Below are 21,489 nucleotides of genomic sequence, written 5' to 3' on the forward strand. Positions count from 1 at the left end.
ATCAAGCCATCGGGCCGGGATCTGATCCTGGCCCGACAGGGCGGGGCCACCGGGGCCGCCATCACGCGGTTCCGGCCCCTCTGCCCGACGAGTTTCCCTTCTTACGCACCCTTAACGCATTTCCTGCGCGGCCGTCACGGGCGCCGCCGGACGGCGTTCGTCCAGAGGATGCGCAACAAGGCGGAATTCGCCTTTGAATCCTTGCTACCCGAAACATGGGGGATACCTGATCATGAAAACTCTGCATACCGATATCGCTGTCATCGGCGCCGGCACCGCCGGTCTGGCCGCCTATCGTGCCGCGAAGGCGGCCGGCAAGCGCGCGCTGCTGATTGAAGGTGGCCCCTATGGCACCACCTGCGCTCGGGTTGGCTGCATGCCGTCCAAGCTGCTGATCGCCGCCGCCGAAGCCGCTCACAATGCGGCCCATGCGGATGCCTTTGGCGTTCACATCAGCGGTGAAATATCGGTGGATGGGGCCGCAGTGATGGACCGCGTCAAGCGTGAGCGCGATCGCTTCGTGGGGTTCGTGCTGGAAGGCGTGGAGAACATTCCTGCGGAAGACAAGTTGCGCGGCTATGCACGTTTCGTCTCCGACACGGTGCTGCGGGTGGACGACCATACCGAGGTGCATGCGACTCGCGTGGTCATTGCCACCGGTTCACGCCCGTCGGTGCCGCCGCCGTTCCGCGCGCTGGGCGACCGCCTGGTGGTGAACGATGACGTCTTTGCGTGGGACGACCTGCCGCGCCGCGTGGCTGTGTTCGGCCCGGGCGTGATCGGGCTGGAGTTGGGCCAGGCGCTGGCGCGGCTCGGAGTCGAGGTGCGCGTGTTTGGTGTCAGTGGCAGCCTGGGCGGTATCAGTGATCCCCAGGTGCGTTTGAATGCCCGCAAGATCTTCCAGCGCGAGTTCTATTTGGACCCGGATGCCCGCGTGCTGGAAACCACCCGCGTCGGCGACGAAGTGGAAGTGCGCTATGTGACGCTGGACAACAGTGAGCGCACCGAACGCTTTGACTTTGCGCTGGTTGCGACCGGCCGTCGCGCCAATGTCGACGGACTGGGCTTGGAAAACACCTCGCTTGAACTGAATGCTCAGGGCGTGCCGCTGTTTGACCGCGAAACGATGCAGGCGGGCGATTTGCCGATCTTCATCGCCGGTGATGCGAATGCCGACGCGCCCTTGTTGCACGAAGCTGCCGACGAAGGCCGCATCGCAGGCGAAAACGCCGCGCGCTTCCCCGACGTGCGCCAGGGTTTGCGCCGTGCGCCGCTGGCGGTGGTGTTCTCGGACCCGCAAATCGCATTGGCGGGGCAGGGTTACGGCCGCTTGGTGCCGGGCACCTTCGTCATCGGTGAAGTGGACTTCAGCGACCAGGGCCGTTCGCGGGTGATGGGAAAGAACAAGGGCATGTTGCACGTGTATGCCGATATCGCGACGGGTCGCTTCCTGGGCGCGGAAATGGTCGGTCCCAGCGCCGAGCATATCGGTCACCTGCTGGCCTGGGCGGTGCAGCAGGAACTGACGGTTGCGCGCATGCTGGAAATGCCGTTCTACCATCCCGTGATCGAAGAGGGCCTGCGCACCGCGCTGCGCGACGCCGCCGCCAAGCTGGCCCGTGCGCAGGAAGCGTTGCGCCGCGAGGAATCCGAAAACGAAATGGCGTGATATCGCCCGCCAGGCAGAAAATGCTGGCAACACCTAGCCGGGCCTAGCCTTGGCTGTCATGCAAGAAAATGGGGCCGCGAAAATCGCGGCCCCATTTTCATGAATCGAACGCCTTAGTCGTCCGACTGCTTCTTCGGAACGGGGAACGGATTCTCGCGATATTGCAGCGTGAAGCCGGCGCGTTCGTCCTGGCCGAGTTCGCGGGCCAGATAGGGCATGGCCTGCTTGAGTCCTTCGTGCAGCGTCCACGGCGGGTTGATCAGGAACATGCCGCTGCCATGCAGGCCGTAGCCGTCGATGGTGGATTTCTTGACGGTCAGGGTGGCGTGCAGCCAGCTCTTGACCTTCAGGTTTTCAAAGTGGCGGGCCATTTCGCTGGCTTCGCGGCGCTGCACCAGCGGATACCAGACGGCGATGGTGCCGGTGGCGAAGCGCTTGATGCATTCCTTCACCGTGATCAGCGTGCGGCGATAGTCGTGCTTGTCTTCATAAGACGGGTCGATCAGCACCATGCCACGGCGCGTGGGCGGCGGCAGCAAGGCCTTGACGCCCTCGAAGCCGTCATCACCGTAGATCGTGGTCTGGCGCTGCGCTGCGCGGCCCTGGTGTTCCAGGTTGACGACCAGCGTGTCGATTTCGGTCGGGTGCATCTCGAACAGGCGCAACCGGTCTGACGGGCGCATCACGTCCAGCGCCAACCAGGGCGAACCGGGGTAGCGCTTCAGGCGGCCATTGGTGTTGTAGTCGCGGATGCGGGCAACGTAGTCGGCCAGCAGCGGCGGCAAGTCCTTGGCTTCCCACAGACGGCCGATGCCATCCACGAATTCCGAGGTCTTGTTGGCCCAGTCGCTTTCCAAGTTGTACAGGCCGGCACCCGCGTGGGTGTCCACGACCCAATAGGGCGCGTCTTTCTTGTTGAAGTAATCCAGGGTGTGAACCAGGATGGCGTGCTTGAGCACGTCGGCATGGTTGCCGGCGTGAAAGGCGTGGCGGTAACTGAACACGGGGCGTTCTGCCTCAGGCGGCCGGCCGGATCGCGGCCAGCTCGTCGGTGAAAATGCCGTCGATGCCCCAGTCCAGCAGCAAGCGGGCGCGTTCGGGGTCATTGACGGTCCAGGCCGCGATCCGATAGCCGGCGGCGTGCACGGCGTCGATCAGTTCGCGGGTTGCGTCCTTCTGATTGATGTTCAGGGCAACGCAGTCGTACTTGACCAGGCGTTCACGCCAGTCAGCGGGCACTTTTTCCACCAGCAGCGCGCGCGGCAGCTCGGGCGCCACGTCCAGGGCGGCTTGCAGCGCGGCTTCGGCAAACGAAGACAGCAGCGGGGGCGTGCCGGCGTCTTTCCACAATTCGCGGGCGGCCAGGGCCACTGCGGCGCCCGTTTCGGCTTCGCGGCCGGGGCAGGGCTTGATTTCGACGTTGCTGGCGATGTGGTTGGCCACCGTGTAGCGGGCCACTGCGGCGAAGGTCGGCAGGGGTTCGCCGGCATAGGCTGCCGAGTGCCAGCTGCCGAAGTCCAGTTGCGCCAGTTCCGAATAGGTCTTGCTGGCGGCCGGGCCGTGTCCGTTGGACGTGCGATCGACGTCATCGTCGTGCATCAGCACCAGAACGTTGTCTTGGCTCAGTTTCACGTCGTATTCAAACATCGTGAAACCGTGCTCGGCGCCGACGCGCATGGCGGCCAGCGTGTTCTCCGGCGCCAAACGGCCGCCGCCGCGATGCGCGATGTAACGGGAATAGGGCCAGGAGGGCAATTTTGCGGTCATTTGGGTGTTGCTTGTGGTTCTTATGGACAGGGTTGCAAGGATACTCCTTCTTGAGCGCCGCCCCCTCGCGGGGGCGGCAGGCGACTGCGGCGCGGGGGTGTTACTTTTTCGTCTTGTCCTGGGACACGTCCATGATCATCCGGGTCGCCAGATACAGGCGCGGCACGATGCTGTTGATCTGGATGTATTCGGCATCGTTGGAATGGGCGCCGAAGCCGCTCAGCCCCATGCCTTCGATGACGGGCCCACGGGCTTTCAGGGCTGCGAACGCCGCATCGGTGCCGCCGCCGCTGGCGCGATCGACGACTTTCAGCGGCAAATCCAATTCCTGATAGACCTGCACGCCATGTTGGGCCAGGGCGCGCGACGCGGCCGTGGCTTCCAGCGGCGGGCGGCGCACTTCAAATTTCACGCTGACCTTAGATTCGGGCAGCAGCTTCTTCTGGACGCGCTCTTCCAGCGTGCGCGCCAGCGCGTCGAAGTCCGACACCTTTAGCGCGCGGGCATCGGCCTGGGCCGTTGCCTGGCCCGGGATCACGTTGCGGTTGGTGCCGGCCTGGGCCACGGTCCAATTCAGTTTCAGGCCTTCCTCGGGCTTGGACAGCTTGTCCAGTTGCAGCAGTTGATGCGCCAGTTCATACAGTGCATTGACGCCCCCTTCGGGGCGGGCGCCGGCATGCGAGGTCTTGCCCTGCACCGTCAGGTATGCCGCGCCGATGCCGCTGGTGGCCAATGTCAGGCGGGCTTCGGCGCCGCCGCCTTCAAACGAGAAGATGGCGTCCTGGTCGGCACCCAGGCGCGTGATGGTGCTGCGGGCGCCCGGCGAACTGATCTCTTCATCGCCATTGATCAGCACCGTGATGGTGCCGAAGTCGCGAAAGCCCAGCTTCTGCAACAGGGTCAGGGTATGGATGATGGTCGCGACGCCGTGCTTGTCATCGGCGATGCCCAGGCCGTAGGCCTTGTCGCCGTCCACCCGGAAGGGCTGATCTTTCAGCATGCCGTTGCGGTAGACGGTATCCATGTGGGCGATCAGCATGATCTTCTTGGAACCGGTTCCCTTGAATTCGGCGTGGACCATCGGGCCGACCTTCCCCGGGGTGTCGTCCAGGCGGAAGACATCGGTGGCGGGCACGATTTCCACCGTGCCGCCCAGCGCCTTCAGGCGGTCGCGGATGAGCTCGGCGATGCGTTCGACGCCTTCGACGTCCTTGCTGCCGGATTCGATGTTGACCAGATCCCGCATGGTGTCCAGCATGGCCTGCTGCTGGCCTTGCGCGGCTTCGTGCACGGCAGCCACGGGCGCGGCAAGCGCCGCGTGCGCGCCGCCCAAAAAGGCCAGGGCGATACAAGTGCGCAGGACATGCAGGCGGGGAGAGGTAAGCGGCATTGATGGAACCCTTTATGTGGCCATGGAAAGGGGCGCCGGCGGATGCGCGCGGCGTCGGGGTGCCGCGCCGGTGGCGGGCTGACCCTGAAGGCCACGATACGAGCGTGTGACAGGCGCGAAAATGGTAATTTCCCGGGTTGACGGCCAGGGGCTTCCATGCGGCGGGGACAGATTGGACGGCCTTGGATGGGTGCCAAGAGATTCTCAAGCTCCCAGGCGGGCGGGAAATGCTAAAATCCGCCCGCTGACCCGGTAATGACCGGTATGGGAATAGGGCGAATCGAGTTCGCCTTTTTTTATGCGTTTTCGTGCGGCTCTGGTGATACCCCCGGAGTGCGGCAACAGGGATTCCATGTTCGAATTTATTCGCAGCCATCGGCGCTGGATGCAGTTGATCCTGCTGCTTCTGATTGTGCCGTCCTTTTTTCTGGTCGGGATTTCTGGCTATGACAGCTTCATGCGCCAAGAGCCTGAGTTGGCAACGGTCGCTGGCCAGCCTATTTCGCGAGCCGAGTTTGATCAGGCGCACCGCAACCAGCTGGAGCAGTTCCGCCAGCGGATGGGCGCGCAGTTCGACCCGGCCGTGGTCGACACGCCGGCCATGCGCGAAAGCCTGCTGAACCAGCTGATCAATCAGCGCCTGCTGGCTAACGTAGCCGTCGACAACCGTTTCACGGTGTCCGACGAAACGCTGCGCAACACCATCGCCGCCATTCCCGAAGTGCAGGACAACGGCCGTTTCTCGCCCGAGCGCTATCGCCAGGTGTTGGCGGCGCAGGGCCTGTCGCCGACCTCCTTTGAAGCCGGTCTGCGCCGCGACTTGGCGGTTGCCCGCGTGCTGGAACCCATCGGCCAATCCTCCCGCGCACCCGCGGAAGTGGTGACGGCGCTGGAAACCGCGTTGACGCAACAGCGTACGGTGCAACTGCGCCACTTCGCCGCTGCCGACTACCGTTCGCAAATCACCATTACCCCGGCTGATATCCAGGCCTGGTACGACGCGAACAAGCAGCAGCTTCAGATCCCCGAGCAGGTCCAGGTGCAGTACCTGGTGTTGGACGAGGCCGCGGCCACGCAAGGCATCCAGGTCAAGGATGAAGACCTGGCGTCCTACTACGAGCAGAACAAGAACCGCTTCGGCCAGCCCGAACGCCGCCGTGCCAGCCACATCATGATCGAGTTGGCGCCGGGCGCCACGGAAGACGCGAAGAAGGCTGCCCGTGCCAAGGCTGAAGACCTGGCCAAGCAGGCTGCCGCCGATCCGGCGCAGTTCGCCGAACTGGCTCGCAAGAATTCGCAGGACGCCGGTTCGGCCGCCAATGGCGGTGATCTGGGCTGGCTGGCGCCGGGTATGTTGACCGGCCCGCTGGAAAAGGCGATTTTCGGCCAAGCCAAGGACCAGGTGTCCGGCGTGGTGGAAAGCCCGTCTGGCCTGCATATCGTCAAGGTCACCGAAATCCAGCCCGCGGCCATCAAGCCATTGGCCGAGGTCAAGGACCAGATCACGGGCGAAGTTCGCAAGCAGCTTGCCGCCGTGCATTTCTCGGAAATGGCCAGCCAACTGAACAAGCAGGTCTATGACCAGCGCGACAGCCTGCAACCCGCCGCTGACGCCGTGGGCTTGAAGCTGCGCACGGCCTCGGGCGTGACCCGCGAAGGTCTGCTGCCGGCCGACAAGGCTGGCCCGGGTGCCGCCGTTGATAGCCCCGATGCTGAACTTCTGGACAATCCGCGCGTGCGCCAAGTGTTGTTTTCGCCTGACGTGCTGCGTGAAAAGCAGAACTCGGGCGTGATCGAGCTGTCGCCGGCCACCATGCTGGCTGTGCGTGTTGCCGCCGTGGAACCGGCGCACGTGCCGGCACTGGACAAGGTCAGCGACTCCATCAAGGCCAAATTGCTGGACGAGCGCTCGGCCGAAGCCGCCAAGAAGGCTGGCGAAGCCGCGCTGGCGGCCGACAAGGCCAACCCCTCGGCTGCACCCGAAGGATTCCAGCCTGCCGTGACGGTATCGCGTCAAGATCCGAAGGGCCTGCCGCAGCCGGTGGTGGACGCAGCGATGCGTCTGCCTGCCACGCAACTGCCCGGCTATGCCGGCGTGCAAGCGGGCATGGACTACACGCTGGTTCGCCTGGAAAAGGTCGAGGCTGGCACGGTGGAAGCGTCCGCCAAGGACCGCTTGGCGCAACAACTGTCGGGTGGCCTGGGTCAGGCCGAAATCGAAGCGATGCTGAAGATGCTGCGCGAACAGTACAAAGTGCAGGTACTGCCCAGCGCCACCGAAATCATCCGCGGTGAACAACCGCAGGCGGCGGGCTGAACAAGCCCGCACCCAGGGGGCACGACAGCCCCTAGTTCAACAGTGGCCGCAGCGTCGGCCACACGTTGTCCAGCAATTGGGGCTGGGCATCCTCGTTCGGATGGATGCCGTCAGCCTGAAACAGCGCCCGGTTCGTTGCGATACCTTCCATCAGGAAGGGCACGAGCCGGGCGTTTTCGTCTTTGGCGACCGTGGGAAACAGCTGGGCGAAGCGTTGTGTGTAATCGCGGCCGTAATTTGGCGGAATCTGCATGCCCACGATCAGCACTTGGGCATCGGCCTTGCGGGCAGCTTGCGCCATCGCGCGCAGGTTCTGCTCGGTCATGGCCAGTGACAGGCCGCGCAGGGCGTCGTTGGAACCCAGTTCCAATACCACCACGGCCGGCGCGTGCTGGCGCAGCAGCGCCGGCAGGCGAGCCACGCCGCCACTGGTCGTGTCGCCGCTGATACTGGCGTTGACGACCTGGTACTTGGGGTATTGTTCTGAAACTCTGGCCGACAACAGCGGCACCCAGCCCGTGCCGCGCTTGATGCCGTATTCGGCGGATAGGCTGTCGCCCACCACCAATACGGTGCGCGCTGCGGAACCCTGGGCGGCGGCAGCGGTCTGAGCGTGGGCAGGGGACGCCATCACGGCGGCTGCCAGGGCGGTGGTCGCCAGGGCGGAAGTAAGACGCAGACGGGAAAATAGGCGCATGGATAGCAAGAATTCGATCGAGGTGAAAGGGCTGGGCAAGCGGGTGGCCGATGCCGGCGGGACGCTGTCTATCCTGGAAGGTATTGATTTTACGGTCGAGGCTGGCAGCGCCGTTGCCATCACCGGAAGCTCCGGGTCGGGCAAGTCCACCTTATTGGGACTGTTGGCCGGGCTGGATGTTCCCAGCATGGGAAGCGTACACCTGGCGGGGCAGGATCTGTTTGCGCTGGACGAAGACGGACGCGCCCGCTTGCGCGCCAATCACGTGGGGTTTGTATTTCAGTCGTTTCAGCTGCTGCCGAACCTGACCGCGCTGGAAAACGTCATGCTGCCGCTGGAGCTGGCCGGGCAATCCGCCCGCGAGGCCGCGCAAGCCATGCTGGAGCGCGTGGGGCTGGGCGCGCGGCTGCATCATTACCCGCGCACACTGTCTGGCGGCGAGCAACAACGGGTGTCGCTGGCGCGCGCCTTCGTGGTGCAGCCTGACTTGCTGTTCGCCGATGAACCCACCGGCAGCCTGGACGCCGCGACAGGGGTCACCGTCATTGACTTGATGTTCGATCTGCATCGCGAGCACGGCACGACGCTGGTGCTGGTCACGCACGATCCCCAACTGGCCGCCCGTTGCGGGCGTCAGTTGGTGTTGGCTGCGGGCCGGGTGGTGCAGGGCGCCTGAGGCGCCCTGGCCGGCCTTGCTCAGATCACTTGGCTTTGGCGACGGCCTGGTTCCAGGCGGCGACCACGGCTTCGTAGTCGGTGGCGGCCGCGTCCTGGCTGATCGGGAAAATCTTGATCGTCGACAGGTCGGGCAGGGTGGTCAGGCTGGCCACCGCCACGTCGGTGCGGGTCGGGCGGCGGAAGTTCTTCACCAACTGCGCCTCTTGCGAGGCCTTGCTCAGCAGGCCGTCATACAGGGCCTTGGCCGCATCCAGGTTCTTCGCGCCCTTGATGATGAACATGCCTTCCGGCGCCAGGTAGCTGCCTTCGCTGGGGTAGACGAGCTTGATCTCTTTCTGCCCGCCCGCCACGTACTCCTGCGCGGCATATTCCAACGTCATGCCCACGGCGTATTCGCCCGCCGCCACGCCCTTGTAGGTGGTACCGGACGATGCGGTAATGACCGCGTTGGCGGCAATCTTGTCCAGCCCGGCCTGGCCAAACTGCTTGTACAGGCCGTACACCAGCATGTAAGCCGTGCCGCTCTTGGACGGATCGGTGATGGCGAACTTGTTCTTCCACTGGGGCTGCATCAGGTCCGACCAGGTGGCAGGCGCGGGCAGGCCTTTTAACTGGCGTTCGTTGACCATCATCACCATGACGTGCACGTTCGTGCCCACCCATAGATCATCGGGGCCGCGGAATTCCGCCGGGATCTTGTCCAGGTCGGCCGGGCGATAGGCTTGCAGATGTTGGCGGTAGGCGCCCAGGGTGCCAAAACCGCCGCTCCAGAACAGGTCGCCGCGCGGATTCTGCGATTCGGCTTCGATGCGCTTCATCATCGTCCCGGTACCGCCGGTGACGGGCTGCACGTTCAGCTTGGGGCTTGTCTTCTTCACCGCGTCCAGCGCGGTCTCGATGGTTTCCGTGTTGTTGGACGAGTACAGCACGACGTTCTGGGCCTGCGCGGCGCCCGTCGCCAGGGCGGCGGCCAGAACGCTGGTGTGAATCAGGTGCTTGAGTTGCATGGTGAGCCTTTGGATCGAGGGGGTTATTTGCCGGAGAAAAGCTTGATGCGGAATGCCTTGACCGACACGATGATGGGCAAGACGATCACCGAGACCAGCGCGGCGCCGTAGGCCGACGCCATGCCGAGCCGGCCGCCATCAACCTGCCGGAAGATGGCGATAGGCATGGTTTCCAGGCCGCCGCTGTAGGCCACGATGGACGCCGACAGTTCCGAGATCGTCGTCAGCCACATCAGGATGGCGGCCGAGATGATCGACGCCTTCATGGCGGGCAGGATCACTTTGAAGAAGGTCATCAGCGGCGACACACCCAGGCTGATCGAGGCTTCCTCGATGGAGTCCGGAATATTGAACAGCACCGACGATGCGTTGCGCACGGCGAATGGCAGGCGGCGCACGGTATAGCACAACACCATGATGCCGGAGGTGCCTGCCAGCACCAGCCAGCCCGTGTTGAAGGTCTGCACCAGCGCAATGCCCAGCACCGTGCCGGAGATCGTCAGCGGCAGCACCACGATGTAGTCCAGCACTTGCGTGAAGGCACTGCGCTTCTTGATGGTCAGATAGCTGACCAGCACGGCGAAGGCCACGCCCAGTACCGTCGCCAGCGATGCAAACTTCAACGAGTTCAGGATGGGTTCGGGTGCGCCGTGCACGGCGCGCTGCATGCTGGCCAGCGACCATTGGCCCCATTGCATGACCGGCCCGCTGGTCTTGGTGAAGGCGGCGACGAACACAATGATGAGCGGCAGCATGGACAGCAGGATCACGAAGCCGACGCCGCCCGTGTACAGCGCGGCAGTCCAGGAGCGCACGCGCACGGCGGCCGGCGCGCGGCCCTGGGTCATGGTGTAGACCTTGCGTTCGACCACGCGCTTCTGGAAGAACAACACAATGGCGACAATGGCGATCGACACGACCGACATGGCACTTTGCAGGGTGGGGCTGCCGCCCATTTCGCTGACGAAGGTGTTGTACGTCATGACCGACAGCAGCGGCACGCGGCTGCCCAGCAGCATCGCCAGGGCGAAGTTGCCCACCACCAGCGTGAACACCACCAGCGCGTTGACCAGCACTGCGGGCAGCAGCACCGGCACCAGAACCCGCAGCTTGGTCAGGAAGGGCGGCGTGCCCAGGCTCAAGCCCGCTTCTTCCAACTGGCCGTCAAACCCGCGCAGCGCGGCCAGCACGCCCAGGTAGATATACGTGTAATAGACGAGCGTCATGGAAAACACCATGCCCGTCCAGCCGTAGAACGAGGGCAGCGATATGCCCGCGTCGCCCAGAAGATTGGTCAACAGGCCGTTGTTGCCCAGGATCAGCAGCCACGACTGGCCCACGATGATCTCGGGGATCACGATGGTCAGCACCGGCAGGATCGCCACCAGATTCTTCAGCGGGAAGTCGTAGCGCGCCACCATGTAGGCGAATGGCACGCCCACCAGCACCGTGCAGGTGGTGACCGCCAGCCCCAGGATCAGCGTGTTGCCGAACGCCTCCAGGTATTGCGAGTCCGCCAGCAAGGCCTTGAAGCCTTCCATCGAAAAGCCGCCGTCTTGTCCGGTGACGCTGTTGCCGAACAGCACGCCCAGCGGATACAGCACGAAGAACAGCAACAGGACCAGACTGATCGCGGTCAGGATGCCCCAGGGCCACCATTTGATTTTCATGGCGTGCCTGCCCTTAAGCGTTGACGACGCGGCTGTCTGCGGGGATCAGCACCTGCACGGCTTCGCCGGGCTGGAACTGCGCGACCATATTGCCCGCATGCAATTCAACGCGGATCTCGGACCCGTTGTCCAAGGCGATGCGATAGGCCGTCTTGAACCCCAGATACTGACGGCGCAGCACCTTGCCGGGCAATGTGTTGGGCACATAGGGCGCGGGGGCCATCAGCGCCAGTTCCTCGGGCCGGGCAATCAGCACACCATTGGCGTCCAGTTTGGCGCTGCCTTGCATGCCATCGAAGTCCAAGCCGCAAAGCTCGTAACGGACGTGGCCGTCAGGTGCGCCCGCCAACCCGTTTCGGGCCGGCACCGGAATCACGTTGGCCGACCCGATGAAGTCCGCCACATAGGCGTTGACCGGCGTGCCGTAAAGTTCTTCGGGTGTTCCCAGCTGCGCGATGTTGCCATGATCCATGATGGCGATGCGGTCGGACATGGCCAGCGCCTCTTCCTGGTCGTGGGTGACGAACACGGTGGTGATGCCCGCTTCGCGCACCAGGTCCAGGATGACGTCTCGCATCTGCAAGCGCATCTTGGCGTCCAGGTTGGACAAGGGTTCGTCCATCAACAGCACACGCGGGCGGATCACCAGCGCGCGCGCCAGGGCCACGCGCTGGCGTTGTCCCCCGCTCATTTGCGCGGGATAGCGATCGGCCAGCGCCAGCAAGCCCACGTTGTCCAGGGCTTCGTTGACGCGCCGCGTGACTTCAGCGCGTGCCACGCCGCGCGCACGCAAGCCGTAGGCCACGTTGTCGAAAGCGGTCTTGTCGGGAAACAGGGCGTAGTCCTGAAACACCATGCCGATGTCGCGGCGGTGCGCCGATACATGGGTCACGTCGTCCTGGTCGAACAGCAGGCGCCCGCCGTCGGGCGCATAGAAGCCGGCAATGCAGCGCAACAAGGTGGTCTTGCCGCAGCCGCTGGGTCCCAGCAGCGTGTAGAACTCGCCGTCTGGAATATGCAGCGACAGATTGCGCAGCACTTGCTGCCCGCCGAAAGTTTTGACGATGCCGTCTACCGTGATCGATGCCATGTTGAGTTCCTGCTTAGGTTCCCGGCATCATAGGAATGGGTTCCGTGGGCGACCAGCAGTGTTTTTTAAGGCATGGCGTTAGATTTTCTAAGAGGTCGGTGTCGCCGCTATCCCCTAGAATGCGGCTGAACAGGGCAGGTGACAGGCCAAGGCCGCGCCGCCGATAAGTACATAACAAGGGAAAACGTGGGAAAGAGCAGCACAGACTTGTGCCTGGCCAGCGCCCGGGCGGGCGTCCGCTGACATGGCGGGGCAGAGCCTGCCGCCATTGAAGGCCTTGCGCGTCTTTGAAGCCGCCGCGCGTTTGCGCAGTTTCACGGCGGCAGCCGACGAACTCAGCATCACGCATAGCGCCGTCAGCCAACAGATCCGCATACTTGAAGAGTATGTGGGCCAGCCGCTATTCGCCCGCGAAGCGCGCGGCGTGGCCCTGTTGCCTTGTGCCCAAGCCTATTTTCCGGAAGTACAGGCCAGCCTGGAACGCATCGCCGCCGCGACGGCCAAGCTGAAGTCGCCCGCTTACGGCGGCGTGCTGCGCGTGTGCGCGACCCCGTCGCTGACCATGAAATGGCTGATCCCGCGGCTGTCGACCTTTCAGGCGCAGCATCCGGGGATCGACGTGCAATTGAGCACGCAGGCTCGCCCGTTCCTGGACCGGGGCGGCGACTCCGGCAGCGATGTGTTGATCCGGCATGGTTTCATGGCGCAGTCGGACTTGGCTTGCGTGCATTGCCTGGATGATTTTCATGTGCCCGTGGCGTCGCCGCGTTTCATCGAGCGCAATCGCCTGAGCACGCCGGCGGATTGCCTGGGCCATCCGTTGCTGAAGATATCGGGAGGCATGGACCACTGGCCGCGCTGGTTCGCGCTGGCCAAGGTGGACGTGCCCGCCCAACTGCCGGGGCCGGTGTTCGATCACCAGTTCCTGTGCATGCAAGCCGCCATGAACGACCTGGGCATTGCCCTGGCGCCATGGAGCCTGCTGGAAGACGATATCCGCGCCGACCGTTTGCGGCCGCTGTTCGCGCAGCCACAACTACCCAATGCCGGCATCCATGCGCTGTATCGGCAGGACGGCCCAGCGGCGGCGTCGGCGCAACGATTCATCGCCTGGCTGTGCGCGCAGCAGCACGGCTTGCCCCATCCCGAATAGACAAGGACTCTTATGCTTCACACTTCAACGGCCGCCGGCTTGCAATGGCAGGGCGTCGCGCCTCCGCTGGCGCTGTCCGATTACCGGGTCATTGCGTTCGACATGGATTCCACGCTTATCTCGATCGAGACGCTGGATGAAATGGCTGATCTGATGGGCAAGAAGGCCGAGGTAGCGGCATTGACCGAAGCCGCCATGCGCGGCGATATCGTCGATTACAAGCAGAGCTTGCGCGACCGCGTGGCGTTGCTGGCCGGCATGCCCGAGCCGCTGCTGGATGAGGTCTACACGCAGCGCGTACGAATCAATCCAGGCGCCGAGACGTTGATTGCGGCCTGCAAGGCAGCTGGGCTGACCTGCCTGCTGGTGACGGGCGGATTCACCTGCTTCACCGACCGTCTGCGTGTGCGTCTGGGGCTGGACGATGTGCGTGCCAACGTACTGGAAACAGTGGATGGCCGTTTGACCGGCCGCTTGCTGCCGCAGGCGTGGGGCGATATCTGCGACGGCGAGGAAAAGCGTCGCAAATTAGTGGAAGTGTGCGCGGCACGCGGTGTGGGACCAGAGCGCGCGATTGCCGTGGGAGATGGGGCGAATGATCTGCCGATGATGCGTGCGGCAGGCCTGTCGGTGGGCTATCACGCCAAGCCGGCGGTGCGGCGTGAAGTGAACGTGGCGATCGACGACGGGGGCCTGGATCGGCTATTGGAATTGTTTAAGACCGTCCACGCAAGCTGAGTCCGTCTTATATACATAAATCGGATTGATCCTATATATAAATAAGCGTAGTCTGATTGACAACATAGATACATGCTCTTATGGCGGCGAATCGCACGGACGACGGCCGAATAGTGGCGTAGTTGGCTGTCAAAGGTAAAGTTCTGCGCGGCGACGTCGTAATGAAGGATAAGGAAGGCACGCCCGCCTTCCGCGCCTTGCCTACGCTCTGGAGTCGTCATGACTATTCGCAGATTGGTGCGTGCGTTGTCTGTTATTTCGTTGCTGGCCCCTGCGGTGGCCAGTGCCAATGGCGGGATGATCCGCTTTTCAGGCGCTATCGTGGAATCGGCGCAGTGCAAAGTCGACGCGCAGGGCAGTACGCCGCGTGCGGTGACCCCTCGGGTCAGTTGCCCCGCTCCGGCCGGCCGGCCGGGCGCGCGCACAGAGAACATCGTCAAAGTCACGACAACCGCCTTGCCGCCAGTGGCAGGCCAGAATGGCGGCCCACCACGGCAGCACCGCATCGTGACGCTGGAATACCTTTGACGCGAGCGGGTCAGATCAGGCCGCGGATCTCCACGGCCGGGTCCACATCAGCTTCGTAGTCCACCCCTTCGATCTCGAAGCCGAACAAGCGCAGGAAGTCCTGCTTGTAGCCCGCGAAATCGGTCAGCTGATAGATGTTGTCGCTGGTGACCTGGGTCCAGAGTGCTTGCACCTGCGCTTGCACTTGCGGATCCAGTTCCTTGTAGTCGGCGCGCAGACGGCCGTCGGTGTCCAGGATGGGGGTATCGCTGCACAGGCTGTCACGGTACAGGCCGTAGACCTGTTCAATGCAGCCTTCGTGCGTGCCCGCTTCTTTCATGATCTTGAACAGCAGCGACAGATACAAGGGCATCATCGGAATGGCCGAGCTGGCTTGCGTGACCACGGCCTTCAGCACCGAGACGCGGGCGTCCCCGCCGCGCGCGGCCAGTTTGGCGCGAATATCCAGCACCTTCTGGTCCAGATCCTTCTTGGCGGCGCCGATCGAGCCGTTCCAATAGATGTCGTGCGTGATCTTTTCACCCAGGTACGTGAAGGCGGTGGTCGTGGCGCCTTCGGCCAGCACGCCCGCTTCCAGCAGCGCGTCGATCCACATCTGCCAGTCCTCACCCCCCATCACGGCGACGGTGGCATCGATTTCGGCTTGCGTGGCCGGTTCCAGCACGGATTCCTTGACCACTTCGCGGTCGGTATCCAGGCCACGCAGATTCACGGCGTGCCCGATCGGCTTCAGCGTGGAATTGAAGACCTGGCCCGTCTTGGGGTGGGTGCGGCGCGGGGCGGCCAGGCTGTAGATCACCTGATCGATCTGGCCCAGATCCGCCTTGATCGCGGCAATGGTCTTTTGCTTGATCTCATCCGAGAAAGCGTCGCCGTTGATGCTCTTGGCATACAGCCCCTCGGCTTCTGCGGCCCGGTGGAACGCGGCCGAGTTGTACCAGCCTGGCGTGCCCGCCTTGGCCGCGTCGGCGGGACGCTCGAAGAATACGCCGAGCGTCTGCGCGCCACAGCCGAATGCCGCACTGATGCGGGCAGCCAGGCCATATCCGGTCGATGCGCCCAGCACCAGCACCCGCTTCGGGCCGCCAGCGATCGGGCCTTGCGCCTTGACGTAGTCGATCTGGTGCTTCACGTTGGCTTCGCAGCCGACGGGATGGGTGGTGACGCAGATGAAACCGCGCACGCGGGGCTTGATGACCATAAGGACCTCACTGGGGGAAGTGCGAAATGCTGGGGAAATGCCGGATATCGGGCGGCGGCGCGTGAAAGCGCAAAAAGCGACCAGCATTGTACGGGAGCCGGCTCGCGAGCGCTGCCGAGCCGGCTTTTCGTTACCGGTTTGCCGCTTAGCGGACGCTGGCTTTCGCCGGTGTCGCGCGCACGGCTTGCCCGCGCCGCCATTCGACCAGGCCGATGCCAATGCCGCTGGCGCAGATGATCGCGATGCCCAGCCAGGTCAGCGGGTCGGGGAAATGGCCCCAGACCAGCCAACCCACCGATGTTGCGCTGATGATTTGCAGGTAGATGAAGGGCGCCAGCGTGGAGGCGGGCGCGCGGCGGTAGGCCGCGATCTGGAACAGATGGCCGACGCCGCCCGTGACGCCGGTGGAGATCAGCAGGAACCAGTCGAACGCCGACAGCGATTGCAGCACGGGCAGGGCGGCAGGCAGGACAAAGGGCAGGGACAACGTCAGGCAGGCGGTGCCCACCGCGCCGCTCCAGATCAGGGAGGTGAACGGATCGTCGCCCGCGACGCGCCGCGTGGCGATGAACTGGGCCGCAAAGCAACAGGCCGTCAGCAAGCCGAAGATCGTGCCGATGGGGTGCAGGCCGCCGCCAGGACGGATCACGATGATCACGCCGATAAAGGCGATGCCCGCGGCGACGAAGCGCGACAGGCGGGCGGGTTCCTTCAGCACCCAGGGCGCCAGCGACAAAACCAGCAAGGGCGCCAGGAAGTTGATGGCGGTGGCTTCGGCCTGTGGAATGTAGCTGAGCGTGGTGAAGAACATCAGCGTGGCCAGAAACATCGAGCCGCCGCGAATCAGTTGTTCACGCGGGCGGTTGCTGCGCAGCACCGCCGTGCCCTTTGTCGGCAGCACCAGGGCCAGCACCAGGATCAGATGCACGACGTAGCGGAACCAGGACAGCACCAGCAAGGGCACGCCCGCGTTCATGACCCACTTTCCGCTGGCGTCCAGACAGGATAGCGTCCACATCGATAGCACCAGCAGCACGATACCGACGAGCGGCCCGCGAGAGGCGGGCGCGGCGGCTGGCGGGCGACCGTGATCGGCCGGGGGCATGGACAGGCTCCTAATGGGGGAAACAGGCGGCTGCCATGATACGCTCATCCCGCCGGGGGAACAGGCCAATGATAGAACTACGCAACATCGAAACTTTTTTCTGGGTCGCCACGCTGGGCAGCTTTCGCGCCGCGTCGGACAAACTCAACACCACGCAACCCGCCGTCTCGCAGCGCATCGCCTCGCTTGAGGCCGATCTGGGCGTGCGGCTTTTCGAGCGCGACGCGCGAGGCGTCAAGCTGACCGCCAAAGGGCATGAGCTACTGTCGCACGCCGAGCGCATGCTACAGGTGCGCCGCGACATGTTTGAAGCCGCGCGTGAGCAGAACGTGATGACGGGCACGGTGCGCATCGGCGTGGCCGAGACCATTGTCCAGACCTGGCTGCCCACGCTGATTGAACTGATCCATACGACCTATCCGGCGCTGGTGCTGGAGATCGAGGTCGATACGACCTACGTGCTGCGCTCGCACCTGATGTCGCGGCAGATCGATCTGGCCTTCCTGATGGGGCCGGTGCTGGAGGCGCGAGTGGAAAATCTGCCGCTATGCACCTATCCGCTGGCCTGGGTGGCCAGCCCGACGCTGGATCTGGGGCCAGAGCCCTTGACGCTGGAACGCATCGGCAAGCTTCCCATCATCACCTACCCGTCCAACAGCGCACCGTATCGCGTCGTGCGCGACATGCTGACGCGCGCGGGCGTGTCCTCGCCACGCATGTATGGCAGCGCGTCAATGTCGATGGTGGTGCGCATGACGCAGGATGCGATCGGCACCAGCGTGATCGCGCCCGTCTTCCTGGGCAAGGAACTGGCGCGCGGAGAACTGCGTATCCTGCGCGTCGAGGCCGATCCCTTGCCGGAACTGAGTTTCACCGCGACCTGGGTGCAGGGGCCGGACAGCCATGCCGTCCGCGTGATCGCGCAGATGGCGCAAAAGGTCGCGGCGCAGGCTGAGGGCGGCGTTCTGGTCTAGGTGTTTTCCCCTGGTCGTTGTGCGCCGACTGGGACTGGAAGGCAATTGGCGGGGCCAAGCAAGGCGAACAATGTCGCCCGCAAACCCGCGCCAGGCCGTCATCTTGGAAAAATTCCGCTAGCGATTCGAGCGAGACCCAAGAAATATTTATACCCCCACATCGCAACATACGATTGGACGCTGCCGGTCCCTGACGATGCAATGGCGGCACATCAATATGCAACGCCTGGATACACAGCGCGGGGGAAAAGCATGAATAGGCATCTGATTCAACATTGGACGCAGGCGGCGGCTGTTTGGCCGTGCCGCGCGCTCGACTCCCGACCCTGATTCCCGATTCCTAACCGCGTGCGACCAGGGTAACGGGATCCCGCGCGCGACAGACCATCCCGCCAGCCAGGAGTTTTGTCCATGAAGAAGTCTCTTGTTTTCGCCGCCGTTGCCGCCAGTTTGCTGGCCGGCACTGTCCAGGCGCAAGATCTGCCCAAAACCCAGTTGAAGGTCGTGGGAGGCCTGTCCAACCTGACCGCTTACAACGACTACGAAAAGCCGTTCTGGACCAAGACCATTCCCGAGTTGTCGAAGGGGCAGGTCACGGCCGATATCAAGGGTTTCAACGAAATGGGCCTGAAGGGTCCTGAGTTGCTGCGCCTGATGTCGCAGGGCGTGGTCGAATTCGGTACCGCCACCTTGTCGTACTTCGCCAGCGACAATCCGATCAACGAAGCAATCGACCTGGCTGGCCTGGCGCCTGACGTCAAGACCGCGCGCGCCGTCACCGATGCGTTCGAGCCCGTCTACGCCAAGCTGTACGGCGAAGGCAGCAACGTCAAGCTGTTGGGCATCTCGACCTACCCCGCGCAAGTGCTGTTCTGCAATGCCGAGATCAAGAGCCTGGCCGACATCAAGGGCAAGAAGGTTCGCACCAGCAGCCGCACGACCGCTGAGTTCGTCGAAGCGTTGGGCGGTTCCAGCGTCACGATGGCCTTCGGTGAAGTGGTTCCTGCCTTGCAGAACAAGGTTGTTGATTGCGCCATCACGGGTTCGCTGTCGGGTTATTCGGCCAAGTGGTACGAGGTGTCGACCCACCTGGTCGCGTTGCCGATCAACTGGAACCAGCAGATCCATGCCGTCAACCAGAAGGCCTGGGACAAGCTGGATCCCGCCGTGCGCACCTTCCTGCAAGCCAACGTGAAGACGTTGGTCGACAACATCTGGGAAGGCGCCGCGCGCCAGACGCAAGAAGGCTATGACTGCAATACGGGTGCCGCCGCTTGCCCGTTCCCCGTCAAGGGCAAGATGGTTCTGGTGGAACCCTCCGAGGCTGACCGTGCCTTGCTGAAGAAGGTTGCCCAGGAAGCCGTGCTGCCCAAGTGGGCCGCGCGTTGCTCGGCGCAGTGCGTCAAGGACTTCAACGCCACCATTGGCAAGACGTTGGGCCTGACCGCCAGCAAGTAAACGCCGCAGAGCACGCCGCCGCCCAGTGCGGCGGCGCGTTCACCGGCTTGTGATACCGGGCCTTGCCCGTAAAGGTTTTATCCATGACCCAAACCGAACACTTCCGCCTGCTGGGCGGCCTGTTGCGGCGTGCCGAGAGTTTTTCTCGCGTGGCCGTATGGGCCGGCGGCGCTCTGACCGTGGCCAGCGTGCTGCTGATCTCCTTTGATGTCCTGGCACGCAAGTTCCTGGGCTTCACGACGGGTGGCGCGGACGAATTGTCCAGCTACGCCTTTGCCATCAGCACTTCCTGGGCGCTGGCGTTCGCCACGTTGCAGCGCGCCAATGTGCGCGTTGACGTGCTCTATCAATACCTGCCGGTGCGACTGTCCGCCGTGCTGGACTGGATTTCCATGGTGGCGATGGCCGTCTTCATGGTGTTCCTGACGTACTACGCCTATGACGTGGTGCAGACATCATGGGCACAGAAGTCCGCGGCCAATACGCCGCTTGCGACGCCACTGTGGATCCCGCAAGGATTGTGGCTGCTGGGCCTGGCCTGGATGTGCATTACGGTCGCCTTGATGCTGGCGCGTGCTTCCGCCGCGTTGGTCACGGGTGACATCGAATTGGTCAAGCAGATCTGCGGCGTGCGTTCGGCGCAGGAAGAAGCTGACGAAGAAGCCGCCGCGGGCGAGCGCATGGTGAAGGGAGAGGCCGCATGATTTCCACCGCATTGACCTTATTGCTGGTGCTGATCGGCCTGTCCATTCCGGTGGGCGCGGCGCTCGGCGTGCTGGGCCTGATCCTGGATCCGCTGTTTTCGATGCTGCCGCTGTCACGTGCCATCGGCGAGATTTCGTGGAGCTCGAACAATGAGTTCCTGCTGGTGGCGATTCCGCTGTTCATCATGCTGGGTGAAGTGCTGCTGCGCGCAGGCTTCGCCGAACGCATGTACGGCGCGATGAGCCTGTGGCTGTCTTGGCTGCCGGGTGGCTTGATGCACGCCAACATCGGCGCATCCACCCTGTTCTCGGCCACTTCGGGTTCCAGCGTGGCCACCGCGGCCACGGTGGGCACGGTCGCCATTCCGCAGATCCGCAAGTATGGCTACAACGAACCGCTGTTCCTGGGCAGTCTGGCCGCGGGCGGAACGTTGGGCATCCTGATTCCGCCGTCGATCAACCTGGTCATCTATGGCGTGCTGACGAATTCGTCCGTGCCCAAGCTGTACCTGGCCGGCATCATCCCGGGCTTTGCGATGGCGGCGTTGTTCATGCTGACCGTCGTGATCGCTTGCGTGGTCAAGCCCTCGTGGGGCGGCAAGAAGATTCAGGCATCGTGGGGCCAGCGCCTCGCCAGCCTGGTGCATCTGGCACCGCCGATGGGCATCTTCTTCCTGGTCGTGGGCTCCATCTATGCTGGCTTGGCCACGCCGACGGAAGCCGCCGCGCTGGGCGTGCTGGGCGCCTTCATCCTGGCGGCCTGGTTCCGCCGCCTGACCTGGACCATGCTGCGCGAGGTTCTGGAAGGCACGATGCGTTCGACGGCGATGATCATGCTGATCGTCCTGGCGGCCAGCTTCCTGAACTTTGTCATGTCCGCCACGGGCTTGACGGACGCGCTGACCAAGTCGATCACCGGCCTGGGGCTGTCTCCCGGTTGGATGTTGCTGATCGTGGTGATCTTCTATCTGGTGCTGGGCTGCTTCATGGAAACGCTGTCCATGATGATCACGACGATCCCCATCGTCGCGCCCATCATGATCGCGCTGGGCTATGACCCGATCTGGCTGGGTATCGTGATCATCATCCTGGTCGAGGCCGCGCTGATCACGCCGCCTGTCGGGCTGAACCTGTTCGTGGTGCAAAGCCTGCGCAAGAGCGGCTCCATGAGCGCGGTCATCGTCGGCAGCCTGCCGTTTGTCGGCGCCATGTTCGTGATGCTTGCCTTGCTGGCGTTCTGGCCCGACGTGGCGTTGTGGCTGCCGCGCGTGTTTGGCTGATTCTTTTATCCGAAACGGCAGCGGCCCGCTGCGGCCGCACCGTTGCCCACTCGTTATTTCCGC

At 63.7% G+C, this 21,489-nt stretch carries 19 protein-coding genes; 10 read left to right on the forward strand and 9 right to left on the reverse strand.

The annotated features are described in order from the left end of the window. Positions 1-232: 232 nt before the first annotated feature. Positions 233-1,669 (forward strand): dihydrolipoyl dehydrogenase, encoded by a 1,437-nt coding sequence (locus HV753_RS01660; RefSeq protein WP_175172677.1) that lies wholly within the window; start codon positions 233-235, stop codon positions 1,667-1,669. A gap of 113 nt (positions 1,670-1,782) precedes the next feature. Here the strand turns inward: HV753_RS01660 and HV753_RS01665 are convergent, their stop codons facing one another. The 3 genes from HV753_RS01665 to HV753_RS01675 form a co-directional block, all read right to left on the reverse strand. After that, positions 1,783-2,673 carry a 23S rRNA (adenine(2030)-N(6))-methyltransferase RlmJ gene (locus tag HV753_RS01665; RefSeq protein ID WP_175172678.1) on the reverse strand — a complete coding sequence of 297 codons (891 nt, stop codon included), beginning with the start codon at positions 2,671-2,673 and terminating at the stop codon, positions 1,783-1,785. 13 nt (positions 2,674-2,686) lie between these two features. Then, on the reverse strand, positions 2,687-3,436 hold the full coding sequence (ugpQ, locus tag HV753_RS01670) for a glycerophosphodiester phosphodiesterase (protein WP_175172679.1): 750 nt from the start codon (positions 3,434-3,436) through the stop codon (positions 2,687-2,689). Between the two features lie 100 nt (positions 3,437-3,536). Further along, positions 3,537-4,826 (reverse strand): M20/M25/M40 family metallo-hydrolase, encoded by a 1,290-nt coding sequence (locus tag HV753_RS01675; RefSeq protein ID WP_175172680.1) that lies wholly within the window; start codon positions 4,824-4,826, stop codon positions 3,537-3,539. A 352-nt stretch (positions 4,827-5,178) separates the two neighbouring features. Between HV753_RS01675 and HV753_RS01680 the strand changes: the two genes are divergently transcribed. Next, positions 5,179-7,143, forward strand: a complete 1,965-nt coding sequence (locus HV753_RS01680) for a SurA N-terminal domain-containing protein (protein ID WP_175172681.1) — start codon at positions 5,179-5,181, stop codon at positions 7,141-7,143. A gap of 31 nt (positions 7,144-7,174) precedes the next feature. On the opposite strand, the gene HV753_RS01685 is transcribed toward HV753_RS01680, so the two are convergent. After that, complete coding sequence (locus tag HV753_RS01685; protein ID WP_175172682.1) at positions 7,175-7,840, reverse strand: arylesterase; 666 nt, start codon at positions 7,838-7,840, stop codon at positions 7,175-7,177. Between HV753_RS01685 and HV753_RS01690 the strand changes: the two genes are divergently transcribed. After that, positions 7,839-8,516, forward strand: coding sequence for an ABC transporter ATP-binding protein (locus HV753_RS01690; protein WP_175172683.1), 678 nt, complete (start codon positions 7,839-7,841; stop codon positions 8,514-8,516). The two genes, HV753_RS01685 and HV753_RS01690, sit on opposite strands and share 2 nt — an antisense overlap. A 25-nt stretch (positions 8,517-8,541) precedes the next feature. On the opposite strand, the gene HV753_RS01695 is transcribed toward HV753_RS01690, so the two are convergent. The 3 genes from HV753_RS01695 to HV753_RS01705 are packed head-to-tail and all read right to left on the reverse strand — an operon-like array spanning position 8,542 to position 12,285. After that, on the reverse strand, positions 8,542-9,525 hold the full coding sequence (locus tag HV753_RS01695; protein WP_175172684.1) for an ABC transporter substrate-binding protein: 984 nt from the start codon (positions 9,523-9,525) through the stop codon (positions 8,542-8,544). 23 nt (positions 9,526-9,548) lie between these two features. Next, complete coding sequence (locus HV753_RS01700) at positions 9,549-11,195, reverse strand: ABC transporter permease (RefSeq protein WP_175172685.1); 1,647 nt, start codon at positions 11,193-11,195, stop codon at positions 9,549-9,551. A gap of 13 nt (positions 11,196-11,208) precedes the next feature. Continuing rightward, positions 11,209-12,285, reverse strand: coding sequence for an ABC transporter ATP-binding protein (locus tag HV753_RS01705; RefSeq protein ID WP_175172686.1), 1,077 nt, complete (start codon positions 12,283-12,285; stop codon positions 11,209-11,211). Between the two features lie 244 nt (positions 12,286-12,529). On the opposite strand from HV753_RS01705, the gene HV753_RS01710 reads away from it, so the two are divergent. The 3 genes from HV753_RS01710 (at position 12,530) to HV753_RS01720 (ending at position 14,704) form a co-directional block, all read left to right on the forward strand. Further along, positions 12,530-13,438, forward strand: a complete 909-nt coding sequence (locus HV753_RS01710; protein ID WP_175172688.1) for a LysR substrate-binding domain-containing protein — start codon at positions 12,530-12,532, stop codon at positions 13,436-13,438. A 12-nt stretch (positions 13,439-13,450) separates the two neighbouring features. Beyond that, complete coding sequence (gene serB / locus HV753_RS01715; protein WP_175172690.1) at positions 13,451-14,176, forward strand: phosphoserine phosphatase SerB; 726 nt, start codon at positions 13,451-13,453, stop codon at positions 14,174-14,176. Positions 14,177-14,395: 219 nt separating this feature from the next. Beyond that, a complete protein-coding gene (locus HV753_RS01720; protein WP_175172691.1) occupies positions 14,396-14,704 on the forward strand; it encodes a hypothetical protein in 309 nt (102 codons plus the stop codon). A gap of 10 nt (positions 14,705-14,714) precedes the next feature. Here the strand turns inward: HV753_RS01720 and fabV are convergent, their stop codons facing one another. Together fabV and HV753_RS01730 are read right to left on the reverse strand one after the other, a co-directional pair. After that, positions 14,715-15,905, reverse strand: coding sequence for an enoyl-ACP reductase FabV (gene fabV, locus HV753_RS01725; protein ID WP_175172693.1), 1,191 nt, complete (start codon positions 15,903-15,905; stop codon positions 14,715-14,717). 145 nt (positions 15,906-16,050) lie between these two features. Further along, entirely contained in the window at positions 16,051-17,010 is a 960-nt protein-coding gene (locus HV753_RS01730; protein WP_175172694.1) for a DMT family transporter, read from the reverse strand. Positions 17,011-17,078: 68 nt separating this feature from the next. Here HV753_RS01730 and HV753_RS01735 point away from each other — a divergent pair, with 68 nt between their 5' ends. The 4 genes from HV753_RS01735 to HV753_RS01750 all read left to right on the forward strand — a co-directional run bounded on the left by HV753_RS01735 (position 17,079) and on the right by HV753_RS01750 (position 21,426). Next, positions 17,079-17,984 carry a LysR family transcriptional regulator gene (locus tag HV753_RS01735; RefSeq protein ID WP_175172696.1) on the forward strand — a complete coding sequence of 302 codons (906 nt, stop codon included), beginning with the start codon at positions 17,079-17,081 and terminating at the stop codon, positions 17,982-17,984. Positions 17,985-18,395: 411 nt separating this feature from the next. Continuing rightward, on the forward strand, positions 18,396-19,442 hold the full coding sequence (locus tag HV753_RS01740) for a TRAP transporter substrate-binding protein (protein ID WP_175172698.1): 1,047 nt from the start codon (positions 18,396-18,398) through the stop codon (positions 19,440-19,442). 83 nt (positions 19,443-19,525) lie between these two features. After that, the gene (locus HV753_RS01745) at positions 19,526-20,146 is read left to right on the forward strand and encodes a TRAP transporter small permease subunit (RefSeq protein ID WP_175172700.1); all 621 of its coding nucleotides are present in this window, start codon (positions 19,526-19,528) and stop codon (positions 20,144-20,146) included. Further along, a complete protein-coding gene (locus tag HV753_RS01750; RefSeq protein ID WP_175172701.1) occupies positions 20,143-21,426 on the forward strand; it encodes a TRAP transporter large permease in 1,284 nt (427 codons plus the stop codon). The genes HV753_RS01745 and HV753_RS01750 overlap by 4 nt, the downstream gene beginning before the upstream one ends. The last annotated feature ends 63 nt before the right edge of the window (positions 21,427-21,489 follow it).

This window comes from Achromobacter pestifer, from assembly GCF_902859625.1.
GTDB lineage: Bacteria > Pseudomonadota > Gammaproteobacteria > Burkholderiales > Burkholderiaceae_B > Achromobacter > Achromobacter pestifer.

Bases quoted from the DNA above. Each gene is read 5' to 3' on its own strand.
- HV753_RS01660 (WP_175172677.1), top strand. From the start codon at position 233: ATGAAAACTCTGCATACCGATATCGCTGTCATCGGCGCCGGCACCGCC.
- ugpQ (WP_175172679.1), bottom strand. From the start codon at position 3,436: ATGACCGCAAAATTGCCCTCCTGGCCCTATTCCCGTTACATCGCGCAT.
- HV753_RS01675 (WP_175172680.1), bottom strand. From the start codon at position 4,826: ATGCCGCTTACCTCTCCCCGCCTGCATGTCCTGCGCACTTGTATCGCC.
- HV753_RS01680 (WP_175172681.1), top strand. From the start codon at position 5,179: ATGTTCGAATTTATTCGCAGCCATCGGCGCTGGATGCAGTTGATCCTG.
- HV753_RS01690 (WP_175172683.1), top strand. From the start codon at position 7,839: ATGGATAGCAAGAATTCGATCGAGGTGAAAGGGCTGGGCAAGCGGGTG.
- HV753_RS01685 (WP_175172682.1), bottom strand. From the start codon at position 7,840: ATGCGCCTATTTTCCCGTCTGCGTCTTACTTCCGCCCTGGCGACCACC.
- HV753_RS01695 (WP_175172684.1), bottom strand. From the start codon at position 9,525: ATGCAACTCAAGCACCTGATTCACACCAGCGTTCTGGCCGCCGCCCTG.
- HV753_RS01700 (WP_175172685.1), bottom strand. From the start codon at position 11,195: ATGAAAATCAAATGGTGGCCCTGGGGCATCCTGACCGCGATCAGTCTG.
- HV753_RS01705 (WP_175172686.1), bottom strand. From the start codon at position 12,285: ATGGCATCGATCACGGTAGACGGCATCGTCAAAACTTTCGGCGGGCAG.
- HV753_RS01710 (WP_175172688.1), top strand. From the start codon at position 12,530: ATGGCGGGGCAGAGCCTGCCGCCATTGAAGGCCTTGCGCGTCTTTGAA.
- serB (WP_175172690.1), top strand. From the start codon at position 13,451: ATGCTTCACACTTCAACGGCCGCCGGCTTGCAATGGCAGGGCGTCGCG.
- HV753_RS01720 (WP_175172691.1), top strand. From the start codon at position 14,396: ATGACTATTCGCAGATTGGTGCGTGCGTTGTCTGTTATTTCGTTGCTG.
- fabV (WP_175172693.1), bottom strand. From the start codon at position 15,905: ATGGTCATCAAGCCCCGCGTGCGCGGTTTCATCTGCGTCACCACCCAT.
- HV753_RS01730 (WP_175172694.1), bottom strand. From the start codon at position 17,010: ATGCCCCCGGCCGATCACGGTCGCCCGCCAGCCGCCGCGCCCGCCTCT.
- HV753_RS01735 (WP_175172696.1), top strand. From the start codon at position 17,079: ATGATAGAACTACGCAACATCGAAACTTTTTTCTGGGTCGCCACGCTG.
- HV753_RS01740 (WP_175172698.1), top strand. From the start codon at position 18,396: ATGAAGAAGTCTCTTGTTTTCGCCGCCGTTGCCGCCAGTTTGCTGGCC.
- HV753_RS01745 (WP_175172700.1), top strand. From the start codon at position 19,526: ATGACCCAAACCGAACACTTCCGCCTGCTGGGCGGCCTGTTGCGGCGT.
- HV753_RS01750 (WP_175172701.1), top strand. From the start codon at position 20,143: ATGATTTCCACCGCATTGACCTTATTGCTGGTGCTGATCGGCCTGTCC.